This window comes from Chengkuizengella sediminis (assembly GCF_010078385.1).
Classification (GTDB): Bacteria; Bacillota; Bacilli; order Paenibacillales; family KCTC-33759; genus Chengkuizengella; species Chengkuizengella sediminis.
Map to the genome: position 1 here is coordinate 168,261 of NZ_SIJC01000008.1, position 24,221 is coordinate 192,481.

Genomic DNA, 24,221 nt, shown 5'->3' on the forward strand with positions numbered 1-24,221 from the left:
AGGCATTCGCACAATCTAGGGGAGTGCTTATAACATAATATAACAAGAATTGATGTAGACCGGAGGTGAGAGCACATGGGTAAATTCGATAGAACGATCTGTGATTGTTGTGTATGTCCAATGCAATCTGTTATGCAACAATTAGTGGGCCGTAATGATGTGGCAATTACCACCACTGCTTTTTCTGATGTCGACACCTCATCTATTACAACAATCGATTCTGCTGACAATTTTATAGTAGAAACAAGTAGAGGATCGTATCCAATATGTAATGTCACTGCAGTTGGAGTTCAAGGTGGTGATTTTAACCTAACATTAAAACCAATCCAATTAGATAACAAAGGGGAGTGTAGCTGCTGTGAAGATCCTACTACAAATAAATTAAAATCATTAATTAAAAAGACGGTGGAGATTGAATATGACGGGGACGGATCCCTTTTTTTTGAGACTGGAATCATTGAAAAAGTGGGAGAAGGTATTGTGACTATAGAAAATCCTTCACCCAGTATGAGTAGTCTTACTCATATTGCAATCTCAACTTGTCATATTGGAAGGGTGAATCCTGTATAATTATTTACCGGTATAACCACATTAATGAATAGAAAAAACTTGATATAAAAATATTCCCTAAAGACATGTAACCTGAATGCTAGACATTTCTTAATGTCTGACATTCAGGTTTTTGCATCCCTTGAAGCAAAAGACGATTACCCCTTACTTAAGGGCTTAATGACAGGATGTGATGCCAATTCCATCAATAGCCTCTCATTATCCTTCACGTAAGAACTGTCGGGAATATATTTTGACGCAATATCATTATGCTGTTTGGCTTCTGCATAAAGGCCTAATGACATGTAGCAAGTACATAAATGTACATGCGGGAGCCATGTATAACAAGGAGTTTTTATATATGCACTATTCACTGGAATATCAATATGAGAAGCTGTTTTATACCAACCTATCGCTTTATGAATCTGTTGATTTAGTGCATAAATATGGCCTAGCTTGCAACAGGCTTCTCCTCTAGGTGGGTCTAACTCAAAAGTTTTCAGGCAATTTGCAATCGCATGGTCAAATTCATTATACTGAATATGGCAATCGGCAAGTTTTAAATACGCATAAATTCTTTGATTATGATTTAAGGATTTTTCATTTGAAATTTCTTCATATAAATCCACTGCCTTTTGATATTGTTTATGTTTGAAGCATTCATTCCCATAGTGGAGCTTATCTCTTAAACTTAACTTCTTTCCTTGCTCAACCGCTTTTTCAAAAATTTTTATATACTGATCTGAGTGCGTTTTCTTCTTCAAATGCTTAATTTTAATATTCGTTATAAATGCCTTTCCTGAAACATCAAGTATCTCATGGACTAACCCGATCCATTTGAAATTGCATTTTCTTTTTATTATACGCTCCCTGAGAAGCGTAGAGATTAATATACCCTGAGCATCAAATCTATATTGATAATCCATCATAATGCACTCCATATTGTGAGCAAGGATCTGACTCCTCTTAAGTTCCAATATTTGTAACCGACTTTCTTCTGGAACAATATCATCCGCATCCAACCACATAATATAGTCTTTTGTTGCTTTTGAAAAAGAGAAGTTTCTCGCTTTAGAAAAATCATCTACCCACTCAAAATCAAAGATCTTGTCCGTATATTTTCTTGCTACCTCTTTCGTCCGATCCGTTGAACCTGTATCCACTATAATGATTTCATCTATGAAGTCAGTGACAGAAGATAAACATCGACCAAGGACTTCCTCTTCATTCCGCACTATCATACAAAGGCTTATTGTAACACTTTCCATATTATCTCCCCTTACCTCTAAACCGTAATTTCAAAAACACTTTTGAAAATAACATAAAATCGTATCCAAAAGATTACAATTCAATTCATAAAAAGGTAGTATCAATATATGAAAAATAATTCATTAGGTACCAGTTTACACAGATAAATGCTGATATAACGTAAACTAAGACATAAAAAGGGGATCATCCCTATGGGACATTTCAATGAATCCATCTGTGCTTACAATATCTATTTTTAACGAGACAGTAGGCGGCACTTAACCCTTTTTATCTTTGACAAGTCGAGATGTGGTAATAGTTTGTTTTCCATTTGAAGACATTTTTTGATCCTTGCAAGGACGACCAAATGCATATTTGGCATAGCAGACAAATCCCTGCCGTACTAAAATACTTTGACTGTATGCCTCTGATGATGGTTAAAATCCGTTTTACGGATTTTTTTTATTTTAAGCGTGTGATGCAAAGTTTGTTTCAGCATCCGCCCACTCTACATCCCCTCTATTCTAAATGTTTTTTCTAGATCACTCCTTGCTTTAAGAGAAACATAAAGTCCATTTTACGATGGATGTATTTTCATGGATTATATCTCTAACGGATATTCTTGTTTGATAAAAGATCACAGCGATTAGGAGATTTAGGAATGGAGATAAGATTACCTATTCTTGTGAAACATCGGTAGTTGTTTAGATTCTTTGTGTTCGCAAGGAGGAGCTTCACGTATTGGATGACGTTAATACTTATGTACATAACAATGAAAGCGTTGTTCTATTTAGTTTGAACGAAGTCTTTTCATTTTTCGGATAGAAATGGATAATTAAGTAATAATAAGATTAGCACCGGTAGTAGTGCTAATTTTTATTTTCTTTTTTTCTTTTATAGTGGTTTTATTTTTACGTGAAAACTTGAATGTATTAACTACTTAGGGGGGAGCAGTATGAGGTCTATCATTAAATTTCGCTGGGGCATCGCAATCTTCTGGATTATTGCAATTTTTCTTTTTGTTTCAACGATGCCGAATATGGATGCCTTAGTCAGGGAAAAGGGTCAGGCGAAAATTCCAGAAGACTATTCATCTTTGGTGGCGGTTGATTTCCTCAATGAATTAGAGGGTCAGCCAAAAGATGTTCAGAGTATAAATGTTGTTGTCATTTTTAATGAGGCAGAAGCTCTTACAGAAGCGCAGATGACCAATATCAAAACGGAAATTGAAGGTCTTAACGAAAAAAAAGATGAGCTAGGAATCAATCAGATAACAACTCATTTTAACAATGAGGAATTAACTGACCAGTTTGTTTCTAAAGATATGACAACCGTAATGGCCGTTCTGTCAATGGATAGGGCGGGACGAAAAGTCAGTGAACTGAGAGATGAGCTTGAAGTTGAGCTTCAAGATATTGAAGTGAAGACATACTTAACTGGAAACCAATTCATTAATGAAGACCAGCTATTGACGACTGGTAAAGGTGTGAAAAAAACAGAATTATTTACAGTTCTCTTTATCGTTATTGTTTTAGTCCTTGTGTTTCGTTCACCAGTTACACCAGTCATATCTTTACTTACAGTTGGAATCACATACGCCTGTTCACTAAGTATCATTGCTCATCTTGTCGATAAACTAAATTTTCCTTTTTCATCAACAACACAAACATTTTTGATCTTAGTATTGTTTGGAATTGGAACGGACTACAATATTTTATTCTTAAGCCGTTTTAAAGAGGAACTAAGTAGAGGATTAGAAATACCAGATGCGATTGTCCAAACCTTTAAAACCGCAGGAAAAACTGTATTTTACAGTGGGTTGGCAGTTTTTATAGGGTTTAGTATTTTAGGTTTTGCGAAATTTTCAATTTTCCAATCTTCGGTTGCGGTTGCGGTTGCAATCGCTACCTTACTTGTCGCCCTATATACGTTAATGCCATTTTTTATGATGGTAATCGGTCGTTTTCTCTTTTGGCCTGTAAAAGAGTCTCATGGACATGGAGAAAGCAAAATTTGGCTGTACTTAGGTAGATTCTCGCTAACGCGACCTTTTGTCTCTCTTTTGATAGTCGCTGTTGTAACGGTCCCATTTTTGCTAACATACACTAATCAAGTGTCATACAATAGTATTGACGAAGTGAGTGACTCTTACGAATCAGTTCAAGGGTTTAAGTTATTATCAGAGAAGTTTACACCAGGTAAAGCGTTACCATCAACGGTTGTGTTAAAGGCGAAACAACAATTAGATAATAATGAGCAATTAGATTGGTTAGACGGACTAACGGAGAAGATTTCACGAATTGATGGTGTTGAGACAGTTTATGGACCAACAAGACCAAAGGGTGAAAAAAATGAAGATTTATATTTGGAAGAACAGGTAGGTGACGTTGGTTCAGGAATATCGGATGCAAATGAGGGAATTGATCAAATATCCGAGGGGATATCGGAAGTAAATGAAAAAATTTCACCATCAGACCCAGATCAAGTTGATGCACTAATCAATGGAACAGAGGAAATCGCAGCTGGTTTGAATCAAATGGAAACGGAGGTTCGCAAATCGAATGATCAGCTCAATACACAGACGGCAAAAGTTGAAGCAACTATAAAAAAAGAAATAGACGCATTAAATGAGAAATGGGCTGATTTCAATCAACTTGCATTAGATAAGAAATCCGAATTAGAAAGGTACCGTACTGTCATTGCGAAAGCAGAAGATCTCCAATCCCAGTTGTTGCGTGTACAGACAATCCTTGATACAATCATTGATTCTGTGACAGAACTATCTGAGAAATATCCTGAATTTCATGGAGATCAAGACGTTGCTAATCTAAAAGCTGCATCGCAGCAGATTACTGAATTAAATAATGCACTTACAGCAGCAATCAATGGTGCGAAGAGTAGCTATTATAATGCGGTAAACGAGTTAAGTAACTTGCAATCGCTACAAGCGGAGATGTCAGCGTATTTGTCGGAAATACAAACAAAGCTTTCTAGCGGTTTGACGGATATTAATCAAGGTCAAGAAGAACTACTAGCAGGAATAGTGGAATTAGAGAAAGGAATTAATCAAGTCAATGACGGGCAAAAACGCTTAAAAAGCGGGCTCGTTGATATGTCCGAAAATATCAAGAAATTAGAGGAAGGACTTTCTAAAAGTACAGAAGGCTTAGATGAAATTTCATCAGGTTTAGTGGATGCTATAAGTTACTTAGACGAAGTGACAAGTGAGAGTGAAACGGCTACTTTTTATGTGCCAGATGAGATGTTAGTAGGTGAGTATCAACAGATTCTTAATGCATACATGTCAGATGATCGAAAGATGGTTAAATTTAATGTAGAATTGGCGGTAGACCCTTACTCAATAGAAGCAATGAATATTATTGATGAGATTAAGACAGTAGTAACTGCAGAACTGAAAACATCCCAGAATAAGGATGCTATCTTTGCTATTGGTGGTATTTCTTCAACGAATAATGACCTCGATGCGATTGTGAAAGCAGACTTTAATCGTACGGTGGTATTGATGTTATTTGGAATATTTATTGTGTTAATCGTTATTTTAAGAGAATTTTGGTTGCCGGTATTTATTATTGCATCGTTAATATTAGGTTATTATACGGCGCTTACAATTACCAATTTATTGGTTATTAATATTCTTGGCTATAGCGGCCTCTCTTGGACTATTCCGTTCTTCTCATTTATTATGATTATTGCGTTAGGAGTTGATTACAGCATCTTTGTGATGATGCGATATAAAGAGTACAAAGATCATCACCCGATGGATGCATTACTGTTGGCGAAACAACAGATTGGAAAAGTTGTGATCGCAGCTGCGTTTATCTTATGTGGTACATTTGCGGCCATGTATCCAGCCAATGTATTATCTTTAACGCAAATTGCGACTGTGGTAATTATCGGTTTGTTCCTTCTCACGTTTGTGATGATACCGATGCTTATTCCTGGGTTATTCGCAATTAGAATGAAACTTAGCAAGCAACAGTCAAAATTAACAAAATAACTTTAACGACAAAGAGGGTGTCCAAAGATTACGCCACTTTCTTTTTCAAGAATAATATGTTCACATCCATAAACTTTCTAGCTCCTGTATTTGTTTTTCTAGATTTTGTCTGTTGATAGTGATTTTTATTGAGTTAAAAATTATATAATTTCAAGAGCAGAAAAACAGGAGTTTATCCTGTTTTCTTGCTACTTGATTTAAAATCTTCATTATATACGGGTTCTTTTAAACTAATTTTTTTACTGCTTCAATTGCATTTTGATAATTTGGATGATCGGTAATTTCAACTAAGTATTCTGCATATTGAATAATATCATTAACATCTATAACAAAAATTGAACGCAAATCCAAACCTATTTCTTTAATTAAAACCCCATAAGCTTCGCCAAATACATTGGTTTTATAATCAGATAAAGTAACTACCTTATCAACTCCAGCAACTCCGCACCAGCGAGTTTGTGATAATGGAGTGTCAGCACTGATTGTTAAAATAACAACATCTTCGCCTAATTGTGCAGCTTCTTCATTAAAACGGCGTGTTTGAGCATCACATACCCCTGTTTCCAATGAAGGGACAACACTAATCAACTTAACCTTACCTGCGTATTCTGAAAGTGATACCTCTGTAAATAAATCTTTGTTTACTTTAAAATCAGGTGCTCTATCTCCAACTTTTAATTCAGGTCCAATTAATGTTAGAGGACTACCTTTAAATGTTGCTACTCCTGTACGTTCTTGCGTCACAATCAATTCCTCCTTATAGGTGAACATTTGTTATAAAACATATTGTTAATTAATTAACACATTGTTGATTACACTATTATTATATTAGAAATAACTGATGATACAATATTCATTGTTAAGTAGTTTGTTTTATAAACGACATAGATCCATTCATTGTAGTTTAATATTCAAAAAAAAGATCGACATTTGTTTACATTATCAAGACAAATTAATAGATACAACAAAAAGAGTGAGTCGCTACATACATTAGCAACTCACTCTTTTTATGTTTGCTTTCGAACTTTTTCATAACCTCAACTCAATTCCATAATTTTTTTCAAAACATGTTTCATAAACCCCCACACATTGATAAAAGGTTTGGTCATATTGACCATCATCTTCTATAGACCAACAAGTAGATAATACAGTATGACAATACCCCCATAACAAAATACGTTTCTTATTTAAACCCAGTACCTCAGTAAATATGTCTATCCTTTTTTCTATAATTTCTAATTTATCTTCATTAAGAGGTAAATTATTGTTCAAATATTGTATTAAATCATATTCGAGTTCACCTATTAACCCTTTAGGATCAATAATTTTCTAGTTCTCATGATCACTAGCAAGTATATTGTAATGATGGAAATCCCCATGAAGAAGTTTAGGTTGTTTGATTGTTTGATTGAGTTTGACAAATAACCGCAAAGCTTTTTTTAATACTATGTGTGAAAAAGGTCCAAATCCGTTTGTATGTTTTTTTACGATATCCTGCAGTGACTGCTCTTTGTAAATAAATTCAAAGCTTCTAATTCATTTAAAAACCCTTCACCTGGGATACAAATTTTTATTACTGCTTCACTCCCGTTATTAAACTTAACGGGTGCAACATAGTTAACAGAGAGAGTATATGGTTGTTCAATTTCGAAAGACCATTTTTGTTCACAATCTTTAATTATATTCGGTAATTTTTGTAACCAGATTTCACCATGCTTTTTAAAATATAATCGTACTAATCGAACAAAATTTTCTTGCAATTGCATGTATGGTTTCTCCCTTATGATATCTATTATTTCTTTTTATTTATTACAGCCATTGTACATCTTGAAATACAAACTAAATTATCTTCTTCATCCACAATTTTTATATCCCATACCATTGTTTTTTTCCCACGATGATAGGTTGTACCAATTGCTTTTACTTTCCCATTTCTTACTGCTTTAATATGATTTGCGTTAATTTCTAAACCTACCGCGTTTTCATTTTCTTGATCAATTAAAAAAAATGTACCGATGCTTGCAACCGTTTCTGCTAAAGCGACAGATGCACCTCCGTGTAATATTCCAAATGGTTGATGAGTTCTCTCATCAACAGGCATCGTTCCAACGATTCGTTCTTCTGAAATTTCAATAATTTCAATCCCAAGATTAGATACTAACGTATTCTCAAAGCTCAAAGAGTCTGCCATTGGTCAATTCCTCCCTTTATTTAATCTTTAACTATAGTTTACATCATTTTCCTAGTTTGTGTTTAGGAAAATTTCTTTTTTTCATTGACTTAATTACAAACTCAGAGTAAAATTTAAATACAAACCGACGGTCGGTTTGTTAAGGAGGTAATTTAAGTTGGATTTAAAACAAAAAATTATTAAAACCGCATATGAATTATTCGCTGAAAAAGGAGTTGAAAAGACAACTGTTTCTGAGATCATTGAATTGGCTGGGAGTTCAAAAGGTGGTTTTTATCACCACTTCAAATCAAAAGATGAAATTCTTGAAGCGACTACTATGAATTATATAAACGATTTGGTAATGGAATATGAACGAATTCTACAAGATCAAGATCGTACAGTAATTGAATTATTAAATCTTGTCTTCTTGAAAATAAGCGAATATAAGATCGATCAAATTGAAGAATGGCCAAAAATGAAAATTTTGTTTTCCTTTAGTGGGAACCACGTTATTTTAAGAAAATTAGCAGAGCAATTTGAACTTGTCACCACTGATTGTTATTTAAAACTATTTAGGAAGGGAAATGAAGAGGGGATATTTGAGATCAAGTACCCAGAGTTTTTGGCTAGTTTATGGACGAGAGAAGTTATGATGGTTTTTAACAAGTCAAGAGAAGTGATTTATGCAGAACAATCTGAAACATTACACAATTTTGAAAATTTATTGCATTTTACTGAAAACTTATTGAATCAAACATTAGGGTTTACAAGTCACAAGATTAAAATAAAAGAGGCAGCTCTTACTTATGTTCAAAGTGCTAGAAATGAACAAAATGGGGAGGGGTAAAATATGATGAAATGGTTTAATGAAATTAAAGAAGGAGATTTTAACTTAGTTGGAGGGAAAGGGTACAACTTAAGTAAGATGTACAATTTAGGATTAAAGGTCCCTAATGGATTTGTTATTACTTCTGAAACTTATGAACATTACGTAAATAGTAATGGGTTAAAAGATAAGATAAATGATATTGTTAACAGCAATCAATCTTCTTTAGAGAAATCAGAAGCCATAAAGAAATATTTTACTGAAGAATTTATTGAAAATGAGTTAAAAGAACAAATAGGCATGGATATGAAAAAGATTTCTAGCGGTCTTGTGGCTGTTAGGAGCAGTTCGACAGTAGAAGATTTACCTGGTATGAGTTTTGCAGGGCAGTATAACACCTATTTAAATGTGACGAACAAAGATATCATTGAAAAAATCATTTTATGTTGGCAATCTTTATGGAACGAAAGAGCGATTGAATACAGAAGTAAAAATAAGATCACTTCTGATTTTTCACATGCAATTGTGATTCAAGAAATGGTTAATGCCAAACTATCTGGTATTATTTTTACTTCAAATCCATTAACAGGAATAAGGAATGAATTACTTATCAATTCATCTTATGGTTTAGGGGAAGCAATTGTAAGTGGAGAAGTCAATCCTGATCAATATACAGTGGATAAAATTAGTGGCAAAATAATTAGAAAAGAGATTGCTTCAAAAGAAGTTTTATTTCAATATGCTCCATATGGAATTCAGTATGTACCAGTAAAAAACAATAAAAAGAAAGTAAGCTCCTTAGAAAGACATCATATTCAAATGATTGTAAAAGAAGCAGAGAAAATTCAAAATTACTTCGGTACACCTCAAGATATAGAATTTGCAATCAACGATTCAAATGAATTTTTTATCGTTCAATCAAGAGACATTACTTCATTATTCCCCATAGAACATTTTGAACAGGATGGCAAAATTAGAGCCTATTTATGTGTGAATACAGTCATGTTAGGTATGAAGGAACCATTTACACCTCTAGGTTTTGATATGTTTAGTCACACATTGCCGGCAATCATTAACATTATGAGTAGTCGTAAAAAACCAATAGATCATGTATTTGTTAAAAATGCTGATGGACGTATTTTTGCAGATATTACTTATTTATTATCTAAAAAATGGATTGGAAAACAATTTGGCAAGGCTTTTTCCGGAAATGACTTACCGTTTGAAGAGACTATGAATCGTTTGATCAAACAGCACGGGAAACAGTTTGTAAGTCAAGGGATTAAATTTAAAATCCCATGGGGAGTTTTTAAATATGCTCTAACAAGCATTAAAAATTTACGTGAAGCTAAAAAAATTCCAGTTACTCAGCGTTATGATCATATGAAAGCTATAGGTGAAGCAGTAATACAAAAGTATAAAATGAAAGCAGATAACCTCAAAAAACTTGAGGAAAAACTTGAATTTTTAAAAACGGTTATGGTTGAAGCCTTTATTTTATCCGTATCAAAGCAGGGGTGGTATTGTACAGATTATATGAACCTGACAAAAATTGAAAAGAAATTAAGAAAAATGTACGGTAATCGATTTGATGTCACACCTCTAACCAAATCATTTCCGGGTTGTATTTCAGTTGAACTAGGTATGTCACTAAATAAACTTGCCAAATACTTTGATGAACAGCAGATTGAACCAACTAATCATCATCCAAAAGTTAAGGATTTATTAAATAAATTTGGACACAGAAGTACCCTAGAGCTGGATTTTGGTGTAAAAAGATGGTCAGAAGATCCTGAATATATAATCAATCTAATTAAATCTTATGTGGTAGATCAAATGTATGAACGGAACATAGCAGAAATCGATGAAAATGCTAAAAAAGCGGAATTATTAATTGAGGAAATCTATCAAACGATAAAAGTAGATAAAGGTGAAAGAAAAGCGAATATGATGAGAACATTGATGATTAACTATCGTATCGCTGCTGGAATGAGAGAATATCCTAAATTTGATATCATAAGAATGATGACAATTGCTAGGGGAGTTATGCTCAATGTTGGGGAAGAATTCCAAAAGAATGGGCTGCTTGAAGAAGCTCAAGATATTTTCTATTTAAGAGTAAACGACATCAAGCACAAACAAAATTTGAAACAAATCGTGATCGAAAATAAGGAAACCTATCATAAGCAACTAACTAGAACAAACATTCCAAGAATTGTTTTAAATACTGGGGAAACATACTATTCAGCTCAAAAATTTGATCCAAATAGTAAAGTATTACAAGGGATGCCTTTATCAGCAGGTATTTATGAAGGGAAGGTCAGAGTTGTATTTGATCCTAAGGATTCTAAATTAATAGAAGGAGAAATTTTAGTAACTGAAAGTACGAACCCTGCTTGGACCCCATTATTTATAACAGCAAAAGGATTAATCATGGAATACGGAGGACCTGTGAGTCATGGTGGAATCGTAGCAAGAGAATATGGCATACCTGCAGTTGTAGGAATCCCATCAGCAACGAATAGGTTGAAAGATGGTCAAATGGTGAGAGTAAATGGAGAGACAGGTACGGTTGAATTATTGGAATGAAAAATATAAAAAATTAAACCGACTATAAATTCGTTTTAAGCCATTATTTTATGCGTTTATATGTAATAAAATGAAATTTGCTGTTTTTTTAGCAAGTGATAATTATTAAATTATAAGGGGGGATCTAGTTTGAATCAAAAACATATCTCAACCATATTTTTGGGACTAAGTATTTTAATAGGGTCTTGGTTTATTGCAGAAGGGTTAAAAGCTGATAAAAAAGAAATACATGATGTCTACATCAACGGCAATACAGACTATATGACAGTCAATCTAGTAAAAGAAATAGATGAGGGAGTAGATAAATTTGATGTTCCTCTTTTAAAGGGCTTAATGACAGGGTAGCTGCTCTAGTCCGCAGAACAATTACCAATTAAAGTGAAGAAATTGACGTGTTGTTGATGCTCTCTATTTTGAATTTTATAATAATTATAAAATGATTAGAGAGAAGAGGGAAAGCTATTGAAGAGAAATTGGAGTAAAAAAGAACTTGAAGAGCACTTTACTTTATTACCAAGTGAAGATCATTTAGTGTTAAGTAAAAAAACAAGCGCAAACCGTTTGGGGTTTGCTGTCCTTTTAAAATATTTCCAACTGGAAGCTCAATTTCCTAATAAGAAGCAAGATGTTCCCAAAGTTGTTGTTCAACATCTAGCTGATCAAATAAATTCTTCAGTTGAAGATTTTTTTGATAAATATAGTTGGGGTGGAAAAGAGAGAAGTTATACAGATCACCGAAAAGCAATACGAAACTTTTTTAGTTTTCGAGAACTTACTGCACATGACAATGCACTTTTCTCAAAGTCGTTAGAAGAAGAAGTTCAGTTCACCCATGATATTGAATATTTAAAAAATCAAGCATACAGTCTTTTTCGTACATGGAAAGTTGAACCTCCCTCTGTTGGAAGCTTAAAAAGAATGATTGAATCTGCTATTGATAAGTTTGAAAAAAATTTATATCAAATCACGTATCAGAAACTTTCCTCAAAAACTTGTTCTCGATTAGATGCCTTACTTGAATCTCATTCTAATGAAGAGAATGATGAGTTTTTCGATACAAATTTTACTGATGAAGAGAACAACGGTATCTTGTCCTTTCGTGAATTACTATCTTCTTCAGGGAAACCCAGTGTAAAAGCGATGGATATGGAAGTCAAAAAAATGTTATCTATTCAACATCTTCAAATTCCTCAAGATCTCTGTAAACAATTATCTCCTAAAATCGTAAAGAAATATCGGCTTCGTGCTGCTACAGAGACTGTAACTGAATTACGTGCCCACCCTGATCCTATTCGTTACACCTTGCTTACGATTTTATTTAGGCATCGATTATCCGAAATCATAGATACTTTAGCTGATCTTCTAGATGATATTACGCATAAATTTGGTAACAAAGCTAAAAATACGACTCGTAAAGAAGCAATAGAAGAATTGGAGCGAGTCAAAGGGAAAAATAAACACATCGTAAATCTATTAGAAGCCGCAGTCGATTATCCAGATGGAATCATCCAAGATACTCTATTCCCGATTGTTAGTTCTGACTTGATTCAAGATATTATTAAAGATATGACAAGGAACAATCGTGAGTATCAAGAAAAAATCTATACTAGGATGCATTCTTCATATCAAGGACATTATCGAAAAAACCTTTCTAACATTTTGAAAAACCTCACTTTTCGTTCCAACAATCAATCTCATCAACCCGTGATTGAATCAATCCAACTCATCCGAGAATATGCTGAAAGTGGACAACGTTATTTTGCAGTTGGGGATGAAGTTCCTATTGATGGGGTGATTCAGCCCAAATGGAAAGATATTATTATTGAGACAGATAACAAAGGTACTGAGCGAGTCAATCGAATCAACTATGAGATTGCTGTTTTACAATCCCTTCGAACTCGGCTTTGTTGTAAAGAAGTATGGATTGAGGGGGCAAATCGTTATCGAAATCCTGATGAAGATCTTCCACAAGATTTTGAAGAGCGTAAAAAAGAGCATTTTCAAGCATTGAAAGCACCTATTGACTCAGACTTGTTTATTTCAAAAATCAAACAAGTTATGAAGTATAGACTGAATCAGTTAAATCAGGGGTTTAAAGATAAGAGTAATCAAAAAGTGACCATTACTATGAAAAACAATAAAGGTTGGATTCGTGTCTCTCCTTTGGATAAGCAGCTTGAACCACCTCAGTTGGCTCATATTAAACAAGAAATTAAGCATCGTTGGTCAAATGTTAACTTATTAGATTTGCTTAAGGAAGCAGATTTTCATACAGGATTTACAAAACACTTTAAAACAACAGCGGATAGAGAGATCCTGGATCGAAAAACTATCCAACGGCGACTTCTTCTTAGTTTATTCGGCTTGGGAACCAATGCAGGGTTGAAGGCTGTTTCTGCTGGTAACAATACAGATAGTTATCGGGAACTTCGATATATCCGCAATAAATTCATACACAAAGATCATTTGCGTCAAGCTAATGCGGAGGTCGCTAATCACATTATTTATCATAGAATGAAAGAAGTATGGGGAGAAGCTACAACAGCTTGCGCTTCTGATTCGAAACATTTTGGGTCGTGGGATCAAAATTTACTTACGGAATGGCACCCTCGATATAAGAAGCATGGAGTGATGATTTATTGGCATACAGATCGAAAATCAGCATGTATTTATTCTCAACTCAAGTCCTGTCTGTCTTCAGAGGTAGCAGCTATGATTGAAGGAGTACTTCACCACTGTACAGATATGGAAATTGATCGTAATTATGTAGATACACATGGGCAAAGTGTTGTTGCTTTTGCTTTTTGTCATATTCTTGGTTTTAAACTGATGCCGCGTTTTAAAAATATTGGATCTCAAAAGTTATATCGTCCAGAAACAGGGATGAATGATGAGTATGAGCACTTACAAAAGGTTTTAAGTAAACCTATTAACTGGGATCTCATTCGTCAACAGTATGTTCAGATCATGAAGTATTCTGCAGCTCTACGATTAGGAACCGCATCAGCAGAAGCAATTTTAAAACGATTTACGAGAGATTCGCAACATCCAACTTATAGTGCTTTATGTGAATTAGGGAAAGCTATCAAAACCATCTTCCTTTGTGAGTATTTGTATTCTGAAGAGATTCGCAGAGAAATTCATGAGGGACTAAATACAGTTGAACATTGGAACTCCGTGAATAGCTATATTTTTTACGGAAAAAATAGTGAGATTCGTTCTAACTCTATAGAAGATCAAGAGGTATCTGCATTCTCTCTCCAACTACTTCAAAATTGCTTAGTCTATATGAACACCTTAATGGTTCAAGAGGTTCTCTACGATAATAACCAATATTGGTTGAAAAAAATGACTCCTGAGGATTTTAGAGGATTAACTCCTTTATTCTATAATCATGTGAATCCATATGGTACATTTAAGCTGAATATGGATCAGAGAATACCTATTAAGTTGAAAGTATCTTAATTTTTTAAGTCCCAGTATACGGAGATCAAGAGCAGAAAATTAAAAAAGATTTCTTACCAAAAACCATAGTTTTTGTAACATTATCTATAGGCTTTGGTAGTCTGTAAGTTTATAAGGTTTTCATGTTACCAAAAAAAGTTACAGAAAGTATTACCAAATACCTTTACAAAAACAATGTCTTTTCAGTAAAATGAAATGAATAACTTTTACTGGAGGATATAAATGATTATTGGCTATGCTCGAGTAAGTTCGCAGGATCAAAATTTGGATCGACAGATGAACATGCTCACTGAATATGGATGTGAAAAAATAGTAGAAGAAAAGTTTACAGGTACAATTAAAGAACGAAGTGGTTTGAATCAATTGTTTGAAGTGATCAGAAAAGGTGACACAGTCATAGTTGAAAGTATTTCTAGATTAGGAAGAAAAACATTGGACATTCTCAATATTATTCAACAATTTGATGAGACCGAAATTAAATTTGTTTCATTAAAGGAAAATATGGATACAGGTACTTCTACAGGTAAAGCCATGTTCCAAATGATGTGTGTGATTGCAGAATTGGAACGTAACTTAATTGCTGAAAGAGTGAAAGAAGGACTAGATGCAAGTAAAAGGCGTGGGAAAAAGCTAGGAAGACCTAAAATTGATAAGGATAAAATCAATATTGCATTGCGCATGTATGACAGTAAAGAGTACTCCATAAAAGAAATAATCGATGCAACAGGAATTTCTCAAGGATCTCTTTATCGTGCAATTAATGCAAGAAAATATAAAGCAGTAAAAAGAGCCTAAATCTTTTTCGGTTTAGATGTTTTTACTTTGAATTCGGAGTGTTTACCAAGCCACATTGTACAGCTGTATATAAATTTTGTCTAAGTCTAGTAGAGCTTCTTTCGTAAAACGGTAAATCTAGCTTTGAATTGGCCTAATTCATGGACACTAGAATCAATGCCAATAAAGACTATGAGTGTCTTTGGGTTATTAAAAATTGATCAATTTCACCGATCTCGGAGATGATTGTGGTTGCAATCTTACCTCCAATGCCTGGGATAGATCGAATAATATGACATGCTTCAAACTTTTGATTCAAGGCATCTATCTCCTCTTCAAATTTGGATAGGTGCTCTTAGTATTGTAGTAAAGCGTTTGTTTATATGAATTATTTCCTGCGGGAGATTTCAGTTCCTCCGCCTTTTTCATTGAGCATAACTTTGAACGACTCTTACATAAATGTGAATTTCATGATTAACTAAGCCTCAGTTCTTCAACCTCTTTAGGTGTTGGAAAACTTTTTTGGTCATTTCAAAGATGATGTCTATGTTAAACAGGTACCTGGAAATTAGGCGAAACCAAGATTCGTATTCGTGTAAATAAAGTGAATGGGTTCGGAATGGCCTCCCCATCGCTTTTTTATCTTTAAAAATTATGGGTAATTATTACCATTGTTATATTTTTAGATTATTGTACAATAAAAAGATAGATTCAACTATCTATTTTATATGTTGTTTTTCATTCATCAAATAAAAAAGGAGGAGTATTTTGGTCCAAAAAATTATCGATCACTAACTATATAGTTGGCAGTCTTTTACTATTTTATTTAACCTCAAAAAGATTTTCAGAACAAAGAATAATAGAGGGTCTATGATGATATTTTAGTAAAAGATATAAAGAATCTATCAGCCAAGGAAATTAAGTACTTCTAGATATAGGTTGTACATCATTACATTATTAACAAAAAATATTTTATTTTTGACGAAATCTTTCTATTCGTTACATAGTATTGAAAAACTTTTCAAATTAAAAAATGAAAGAGGGTCTTAATAATTTAAAATCATGATCTTGATGATTGATCACACATCACGAAATTATTTACAAAATATCCTATCTAAAATACTTTTTTCACTTTTTATGGTCTACCTGATCCTTTAAAAAAATGATTAAAATAATAGATATACAAATCTATTATTTTTAACTCCATTATGAATTTGTAAGTATTTTCAAGTCTATATTTTATTAGTGGTGATTGCAATCGAAACAACTAGGGAGATAATTGAAAGCCAGTCTTAGCTTTTAACATCAAATACATTACAAGGAGAAAATAAAAAATGATCACAAAAAAGAAATTTTTATCTATATTTAGTCTATTATTAATGGTTACAATGGTTTTTACTTTGTTATTGACAATAGATGGATCACAAGTAAATGCTGAGGAACCAGGAGTTTATCTTTACGAAAATGTAAATTACGAAGGAAGACTTCTTTATGATGATTTTCGAGGGATTTACGATTTACCCGGGCCAGGGTTAGAGAAAGTTAGGTCGTTAAAAATTGTCGGTGATTATGCAGTTGTACTTACTGATTATGGTATATTTTCAAATACTGTACAATCTTTTTATGCCGATAAAGATGATTTAGTTGATACTAATATAGGTTACACAGCAGATAAGATAGAAGTTTACGAACTTCCCGCTTATGGGGAGGGAGTTTATCTTTACGAAAATACTAATTATGATGGGAAAATGCTTAGATTTGGTCCTGGGAGTTATAATTTAGATGAAGATTTTGGATTTGATGATCAATTAAGTTCATTAAAAATTGTCGGTGGTTATGATGTGACATTGTATCAAGATGACTGGTCCGATACGGAGGAAACATTTTATAATGATGATCCTGATTTATCTGATAATGTTGTAGGTGATAATAAGGTATCTACCATTATCGTTAGAGAAAACAAAAGTGATTGGATGGAGCAATTATCGAAGGACAATCCGTTATTTCAAAAACAAAAATTATGGGAAGTTCTCTTACCAGGAACCCATGATTCTGGAACATCTACATTTGATGATGAAACATGGCTTTTAGCACCAGATAACAGATCGGTAAATATATCAGATCCAAATGATATAAGTAGATTTTTCGCTGCAAATTTTGGACAAAATGAAATTGCAAACTTGACACAAACACAATCATTAACAGTTGAAGAACAACTCTTTGCAGGGGCTCGTTACCTCGATTTAAGAGTGGGGCCTTTTATGGTGTGGGAAGAAGATCGAGATAACTGTTTTATTGTTGATCCTGTTACTGGTGAGGTAATCTGTAATAAAGAATTCTTAAAATTTCCAACAGATTTACGTACCATGCACGGGTTATATGGAGAAAAAGTGGAAGATATATTAAATGGTGTGCAAAATTTTGTCACAAGACATCCGAAAGAAATTGTCATTTTGGATTTTCAACACTTTCATGAGATGAAACCAGAAAGTTATGATCATCTTGTTAGTCTGCTTGATAGTAAATTTTCGAATCAATTGATCACGCGTAATGAACTTCAAACGAATACGTTAGAGGATTTATGGTCAAATGGTAAAAATATCGTTGTTTTATTTGGTGAAGATCATCATTATAACAATATTAACCCTAGTGTGACTATTTCCAATTATATTGACAACACGAAGGTTTTAAAGAGGAGTACGAGTTTAGTTAGTCCATGGCCAAACACAGATGATATTTCAGAACTTAGAGAAAAGATATATAGCAATCTCGAAGATGCAAGAGACGAAAAGCTTTTTGTTTCACAAATGGTTATGACCCCAACTACACCAAGTATTTCAGAGAATATTTATATGAATTTCGACTGCTTATTTTATGGGGACGACAACTGTAAAAATCTACACAATGATTATGCGGTACCAGCGAACAATCTTGTGATGGAAGAAGTAAATAATGGATTTTTGAAAGATCCACGTACTAACATCATTATGTTAAACTACTTTGATGAAACGACCATTGTGGATGACATTATCAAAGAGAATAATTCCTTAATCCTTAAACCAACAAATACACAAATGGAATTAGAGGATGACCTAATAATAAGTTGGGAAAACCCTGATGTTTCTAAGTACTTTGGAGAACTTTCTAATTCTGAGAATAATAATTTAGGACTACCTTATTTTAAAGTTTTTGTTTACAAGGATGGAGAGAATATTGGGGCGTCCGATGTAGGAGGTACCACGTACACGTACACCGATTTAGATCATGACGAAAACTATCATAAATATCAATTAAAACTGGTCGTAATGGCTAATCAAAGTGGGGGTACAGTACTATATGACTCAGGTTTCATTGATGTATTAGATTCGGATCAGCTTCAGTTTACAAATATAGGAATGAGACGCACTAGTGGGAGTCATCTAGAATTAAGCTGGGAAGTCCCTTCAGAGAAGATGGACAACTATTTCATAGATTTAAATGACTCTTTATTTAACGATGGTGCTCTTCGTTATAGAGTTGAACTTTACAAGGATAATGTACGTTTAGAGAGTTTCTTGAAAGGTCCTAAGATGACTTACATGGATATTGATTATGACGGTGATTATCATAAATATCAATTAAGATTAATTGTAGAGGATAACTATGTTGAGAGCATTATTTTATATGACTCAGATTTCATTGATGTATTAGATTCGGATCAGCTTCTTGATATTGATGTTGGACCAACAGCCACGAATTTAAATGCAGAAGTCGTTGAAGGTGGAATTCAATTGACATGGGATCATGCAGAGATTATAGAGGCGTATTTTCCTGGAAAAGAGTTTAACTATGAAATATACCGAGATGGAGAATATGTGAGTCAAACAAATCCAGGATCCAATAGTAATATACTTGAAGTGAATCTTTTTGAGATGGCAGAGCCTCATGAATATTCTTTAAGATTAATGGTTTATGAAAACTATGACGATCGTCGTACTACAATATTCGATGGAGCACACAGTGCTGCAGTTACAGTACCTTCCTTAAACCTTAAACCAACGAATATACAAACGGAAGTTGTTGATAATGGTCTTTTAATGAGTTGGGATAATCCTGATGTTTCAAGATACTTTGGACCCCTCTCTGATACTGATCATGAAGGTGATGGTCTACCTTATTATTTTGTTTATGCTTATAAAGATGGGGAGTATATGGGGCTTTCTGAAATTTCAGGTACCACGTACATGGATGAAAATTATGACGGCAAGCCTCATAATTATCAATTAAGATTGTATGTGAAGGCGAACTGGGATAACGTTTTATATGACTCAGGTCTGATTGATGTAGTAGACATGGATCAGCTTCAGTTAACAAATACACAAACGAAACTAACTGATTTGGGTCTTCAATTAAGCTGGAATAACCCGGAATCAGCGATTAAGAACTATTTTGGTGATGAACTTGCTTCTGAAGATCATGAAGACGGGTTTACACCTTATTATGTTGTTTATGTTTACCGGGATGGAGAGCATATTGGGATATCCGATGTATCAGGAGGTACTACGTACACGGATATAAATTATGACGGCCAACCTCATAATTATCAATTAAGATTGTATGTGAAGGCGAACTGGGATAACGTTATATATGACTCAGGTCTGATTGATGTAGTAGAAATGGATCAGCTTCAGTTGACAAATACACAAACGAAACTAACTGATTCGGGTCTTCAATTAAGCTGGAATAACCCGGAATCAGCGATTAAGAACTATTTTGGTGATGAACTTGCTTCTGAGGATCATGAAGACGGTTTTACACCTTATTATGTTGTTTATGTTTATCGGGATGGAGAACATATTGGGATATCCGATGTATCAGGAGGTACTACGTACACGGATATAAATTATGACGGTCAACCTCATAATTATCAATTAAGATTGTATGTAAAGGCGAACTGGAATAACTTTTTATATGACTCTGGTTTCATTGATGTAGTAGATTCGGATCAGCTTGAGCTAAAACATGTACAAACGGAAGTGATAGATAGCGGTCTTCAATTAAGCTGGACTAACCCGGAATCAGCAATTAAGAACTATTTTGGTGATGAACTTGCTTCTGAAGATCATGAAGACGGCTTTACACCTTATTATGTTGTTTATGTTTACCGGGATGGAGAACATATTGGGATATCCGATATATCAGGAGGTAGCACGTACGAGGATAAAAATTATGACGGTCAGCCTCATAGTTATCAATTAAGATTGTATGTAAAGGCGAACTGGACAAATTTTTTATATGATTCAGGTTTGATTATGGTTTCAGACCCACAATCATAAAGTTAATTCAAGCTACACGTTTCACCACCTGAGTTCAACTTTATTGGACTCAGGTATTACATGGTAAACCTCCAATTTAAACCATTTTAAACAAAATAGAAGGAGACTTGGTCAAACATTCAAATTGGGATGTACAGCCAAATTGATTTTTTTTATTCTACGGGAGACGGGTATTATAAACATTTCACATCTAGTTCATCTATTTGACGAAGAAATTACTACTTTTTTATTATTCATTCAATTTTTAAGATCCCTATCAAAACTTCAGTTTCTCTACCAATCAATATAGAAGAGGGAAGTGTTAATCAACGGAACATTATCTCTTTATGATGCTAAATCATCGACAAGTAATTCCAAGCAGAAATATTCTTATAAATATCCACTTACAAAAGAAATAGACCCTATGTTAAAAAATTATAAAGCCATTTTTAATCTGGTCACCTTTGAATTATCAATGATATGAGAAATATTTTCAGGCAATACAAGTCAAGGAAGTATAACTGTTGATTTGAAAAAAAACTTGCATTCTGATGGATGGAACGGCTCTAAAAAATATATTCTAACTAATCCTCTGCGAAAAAACTACCATCTGCTAAATTGATCAAAGCGATTAATTGAAAATTACCATTGGTGGCATACTAACTGTATCATTACCAATAAAAAGAACTATACATCCCCGTAATATATTCTATGATAGATATTAATATCTACTTATTTATAATAATTCATAATGTAAAAAAATTTACTATAAGAAAGTGGGTGATGCTTAGCGTATTTATAAAAGATGAAAGAAATGGTTTTAAAAAAATAGGAAAGGAGAAATTGAGAAAAAGATCCCTCGTTTTTTTCTAAAGTGGTTGTTTCTTATATTGTTCAAATGCTTTGGAAATATTTATGGTCTAAATGATACCCTGTGCCCTGATAAAATTACATATACTATAATATTAATAATAGATATATGTATCTATTATTAATAACTCTTTATAAAGCCTCAAATATGGGTATGAAGGTATTCAAGTTCAATTCACATTATTGTTAGCGCTTTCATTACTAAGTTTCATTTTCACCTAGTGGGGTTAAACATTATCTTCAATCGTGTCTACCAGTTATATTTTTAAAATCAAATAGTTTAAGGGAGGAAATAAAAAATGAACATAAAGAAAAAGGGTTTATACATGTCTAGTCTAATTTTAATGTTTACAATGGCTTTTACTTTGTTACTGACAGTAGGTGGATTGAAAGTAAATGCTGAGGAACCAGGAGTTTACCTATACGAACATGCAAATTACGGAGGAAGAGAGCTTCATTTTGGTCCTGGGGATTACAATTTAGATGAAGATTTTGGGTTTGATGATAAATTAAGTTCGTTAAAAATTGTTGGTGATTATGGAGTGGTACTTTTTCAAGATGACTGGTCAGATAATAGAGAACCTTTTTATGCTGATGATCCAGATTTATCTAATAATTATGTTGGTAATGATAAGGTATCTACCATAATCGTTTATGAAATTCCGGCTGATGGAGAGGGAGTTTACCTTTACGAACACACAAATTATGGTGGACAGGTGCTTCGATTTGGACATGGTAGCTTCAATTTAGATGAAGATTTTGGGTTTGATGATAAATTAAGTTCGTTAAGAATTGTTGGTAATTATAATGTGACCCTTTATCAAGATGATTGGTCCGATACAGATGAAACATTTTATAATGACGATACCAATTTATCTGATAATGATGTTGGTAATGATAAAGTATCTACGATAACGGTAAGAGAAGACAAGCGTGATTGGATGGACCAAGTTTCGAAAGACAATCCTTCATTTGAAGAGCTTAAGTTAACCGAAGTTCTATTGCCTGGAACCCATGATTCTGGGACAGCTACATTTGATGATGGTGAAGAATGGCATTTAGCTACAGATGTGAGTGATTATGATTTATCAGACTATGATGACTTTAATAGAATTATAGTTGAAATCTTTGGAGAAAATGAAGTCGCAAACTTGGGACAAACACAAGAGTTAATCATTAAAGAACAACTTTATGAGGGGGTTCGTTACGTTGATTTACGGGTAGGTCCTTTTATGAGGTGGGAGACAGAAAACTGTAGTATTGCTCCTGGTGGTATAGTAGTTTGTGATGATATTTTTAGGCAGTATTCAACAGATTTACGTACCATGCACGGGTTATATGGAGAAAAGGTTGAAGATATATTAAATGGGGTACAAAATTTTGTCACACAAAATCCGAAAGAAATTATCATTTTGGGTTTTCAGCATTTTCATGAGATGACAGAAACCAGCTATGACCATCTTGTTAGCCAGCTTGAAAATAAATTTTCTAATCAATTGATCTCGTTAGATGAACTTCAAACGAATACGTTAGAAGAATTATGGTCAAATGGTAAGAATATCGTTGTTTTATTTGGAAAAGATAATCATGAAAACAATATTAACCCTAGTGTGACTATATCCCAATATATTGACAATGAGAAGATTTTGGATAGGGGTAGTAGTATGGTTAGCACATGGCATAATACGGATGATCCCTCTGTTATTAGAGATAGGATGTATAGCGATCTCAACAACGAAAATGATGAAAAACTTTACGTTTCACAATTGATTTTAACTCCACCTACGCCAAGTACTGGAGATCAAATTGCAATGCATTTCGATTGCTTATTTACCCCCAGCTGTCCAAATCTACATGATGATTTTGCGGTACCAGCGAACAATGTTGTAATGGAAGAAGTCAATAACGGTTTTTTGGAAGATCCGCGTACAAACATTATTATGTTAGATTACTTTAACGAAACGACCATTGTGGATGACATTATCCAAGAGAATAGAAAAAATTTTAAACCAACAAATATACAAACGAGAGTGACAGATAATGGACTTTTAATAAGTTGGGATAATCCTGATGTTTCAAGATACTTTGGACCCCTTTCTGATACTGATCATGAAGGTGATGGTTTACCTTATTATGTTGTTTATGCTTATAAAGATGGGGAGTATATGGGGACTTCTAAAATTTCAGGAGGTGCCACTTACACGGATTTAAATTATGACGGTCAGCCTCATAATTATCAATTAAGATTATATGTAAAGGCGAACTGGGATAACGTTTTATATGACTCAGGTCTGATTGATGTAGTAGACATGGAACAGCTTCAGTTAACAAATACACAAACGAAACTAACTGATTTGGGTCTTCAATTAAGCTGGGATTACCCCGAATCAGCGATTACGGACTATTTCGGTGATG

At 33.7% G+C, this 24,221-nt stretch carries 15 protein-coding genes; 9 read left to right on the forward strand and 6 right to left on the reverse strand.

The window, feature by feature from the left end:
* Nucleotides 1-75: 75 nt before the first annotated feature.
* Nucleotides 76-570 carry a hypothetical protein gene (locus tag EPK97_RS16140; protein WP_162037653.1) on the forward strand — a complete coding sequence of 165 codons (495 nt, stop codon included), beginning with the start codon at nucleotides 76-78 and terminating at the stop codon, nucleotides 568-570.
* 137 nt (nucleotides 571-707) lie between these two features.
* Here EPK97_RS16140 and EPK97_RS16145 read toward each other — a convergent pair whose 3' ends face one another.
* Nucleotides 708-1,817: a tetratricopeptide repeat-containing glycosyltransferase family 2 protein gene (locus EPK97_RS16145; RefSeq protein WP_162037654.1), complete on the reverse strand. Its 1,110-nt coding sequence runs from the start codon at nucleotides 1,815-1,817 to the stop codon at nucleotides 708-710.
* Nucleotides 1,818-2,752: 935 nt separating this feature from the next.
* Between EPK97_RS16145 and EPK97_RS16150 the strand changes: the two genes are divergently transcribed.
* Nucleotides 2,753-5,815 (forward strand): MMPL/RND family transporter, encoded by a 3,063-nt coding sequence (locus tag EPK97_RS16150; protein WP_162037655.1) that lies wholly within the window; start codon nucleotides 2,753-2,755, stop codon nucleotides 5,813-5,815.
* 225 nt (nucleotides 5,816-6,040) lie between these two features.
* On the opposite strand, the gene tpx is transcribed toward EPK97_RS16150, so the two are convergent.
* The 4 genes from tpx to EPK97_RS16170 form a co-directional block, all read right to left on the reverse strand.
* A complete protein-coding gene (tpx, locus tag EPK97_RS16155) occupies nucleotides 6,041-6,559 on the reverse strand; it encodes a thiol peroxidase (RefSeq protein ID WP_162037656.1) in 519 nt (172 codons plus the stop codon).
* 285 nt (nucleotides 6,560-6,844) lie between these two features.
* The gene (locus EPK97_RS22620; protein ID WP_162037679.1) at nucleotides 6,845-7,141 is read right to left on the reverse strand and encodes an aminoglycoside phosphotransferase family protein; all 297 of its coding nucleotides are present in this window, start codon (nucleotides 7,139-7,141) and stop codon (nucleotides 6,845-6,847) included.
* 158 nt (nucleotides 7,142-7,299) lie between these two features.
* Nucleotides 7,300-7,581 (reverse strand): hypothetical protein, encoded by a 282-nt coding sequence (locus EPK97_RS16165; RefSeq protein WP_162037657.1) that lies wholly within the window; start codon nucleotides 7,579-7,581, stop codon nucleotides 7,300-7,302.
* Between the two features lie 26 nt (nucleotides 7,582-7,607).
* Nucleotides 7,608-8,006 carry a hotdog fold thioesterase gene (locus EPK97_RS16170; RefSeq protein ID WP_162037658.1) on the reverse strand — a complete coding sequence of 133 codons (399 nt, stop codon included), beginning with the start codon at nucleotides 8,004-8,006 and terminating at the stop codon, nucleotides 7,608-7,610.
* A 157-nt stretch (nucleotides 8,007-8,163) separates the two neighbouring features.
* Between EPK97_RS16170 and EPK97_RS16175 the strand changes: the two genes are divergently transcribed.
* The 5 genes from EPK97_RS16175 (at nucleotide 8,164) to EPK97_RS16195 (ending at nucleotide 15,663) form a co-directional block, all read left to right on the forward strand.
* Nucleotides 8,164-8,835 carry a TetR/AcrR family transcriptional regulator gene (locus EPK97_RS16175; RefSeq protein ID WP_162037659.1) on the forward strand — a complete coding sequence of 224 codons (672 nt, stop codon included), beginning with the start codon at nucleotides 8,164-8,166 and terminating at the stop codon, nucleotides 8,833-8,835.
* A gap of 3 nt (nucleotides 8,836-8,838) precedes the next feature.
* On the forward strand, nucleotides 8,839-11,403 hold the full coding sequence (locus EPK97_RS16180) for a PEP/pyruvate-binding domain-containing protein (RefSeq protein ID WP_162037660.1): 2,565 nt from the start codon (nucleotides 8,839-8,841) through the stop codon (nucleotides 11,401-11,403).
* A 129-nt stretch (nucleotides 11,404-11,532) separates the two neighbouring features.
* A complete protein-coding gene (locus EPK97_RS16185; protein ID WP_162037661.1) occupies nucleotides 11,533-11,748 on the forward strand; it encodes a hypothetical protein in 216 nt (71 codons plus the stop codon).
* A gap of 117 nt (nucleotides 11,749-11,865) precedes the next feature.
* Nucleotides 11,866-14,868, forward strand: a complete 3,003-nt coding sequence (locus tag EPK97_RS16190; RefSeq protein ID WP_162037662.1) for a Tn3 family transposase — start codon at nucleotides 11,866-11,868, stop codon at nucleotides 14,866-14,868.
* Nucleotides 14,869-15,090: 222 nt separating this feature from the next.
* Nucleotides 15,091-15,663: a recombinase family protein gene (locus tag EPK97_RS16195; protein WP_162037663.1), complete on the forward strand. Its 573-nt coding sequence runs from the start codon at nucleotides 15,091-15,093 to the stop codon at nucleotides 15,661-15,663.
* A 169-nt stretch (nucleotides 15,664-15,832) separates the two neighbouring features.
* Here the strand turns inward: EPK97_RS16195 and EPK97_RS16200 are convergent, their stop codons facing one another.
* Nucleotides 15,833-15,961 (reverse strand): transposase, encoded by a 129-nt coding sequence (locus EPK97_RS16200; RefSeq protein WP_162037664.1) that lies wholly within the window; start codon nucleotides 15,959-15,961, stop codon nucleotides 15,833-15,835.
* Between the two features lie 1,015 nt (nucleotides 15,962-16,976).
* Between EPK97_RS16200 and EPK97_RS16205 the strand changes: the two genes are divergently transcribed.
* Together EPK97_RS16205 and EPK97_RS16210 are read left to right on the forward strand one after the other, a co-directional pair.
* Entirely contained in the window at nucleotides 16,977-20,957 is a 3,981-nt protein-coding gene (locus tag EPK97_RS16205) for a hypothetical protein (protein ID WP_162037665.1), read from the forward strand.
* Nucleotides 20,958-22,105: 1,148 nt separating this feature from the next.
* Nucleotides 22,106-24,221: hypothetical protein (locus tag EPK97_RS16210; protein ID WP_205690278.1), on the forward strand; the 2,116-nt coding region annotated here is incomplete at its 3' end.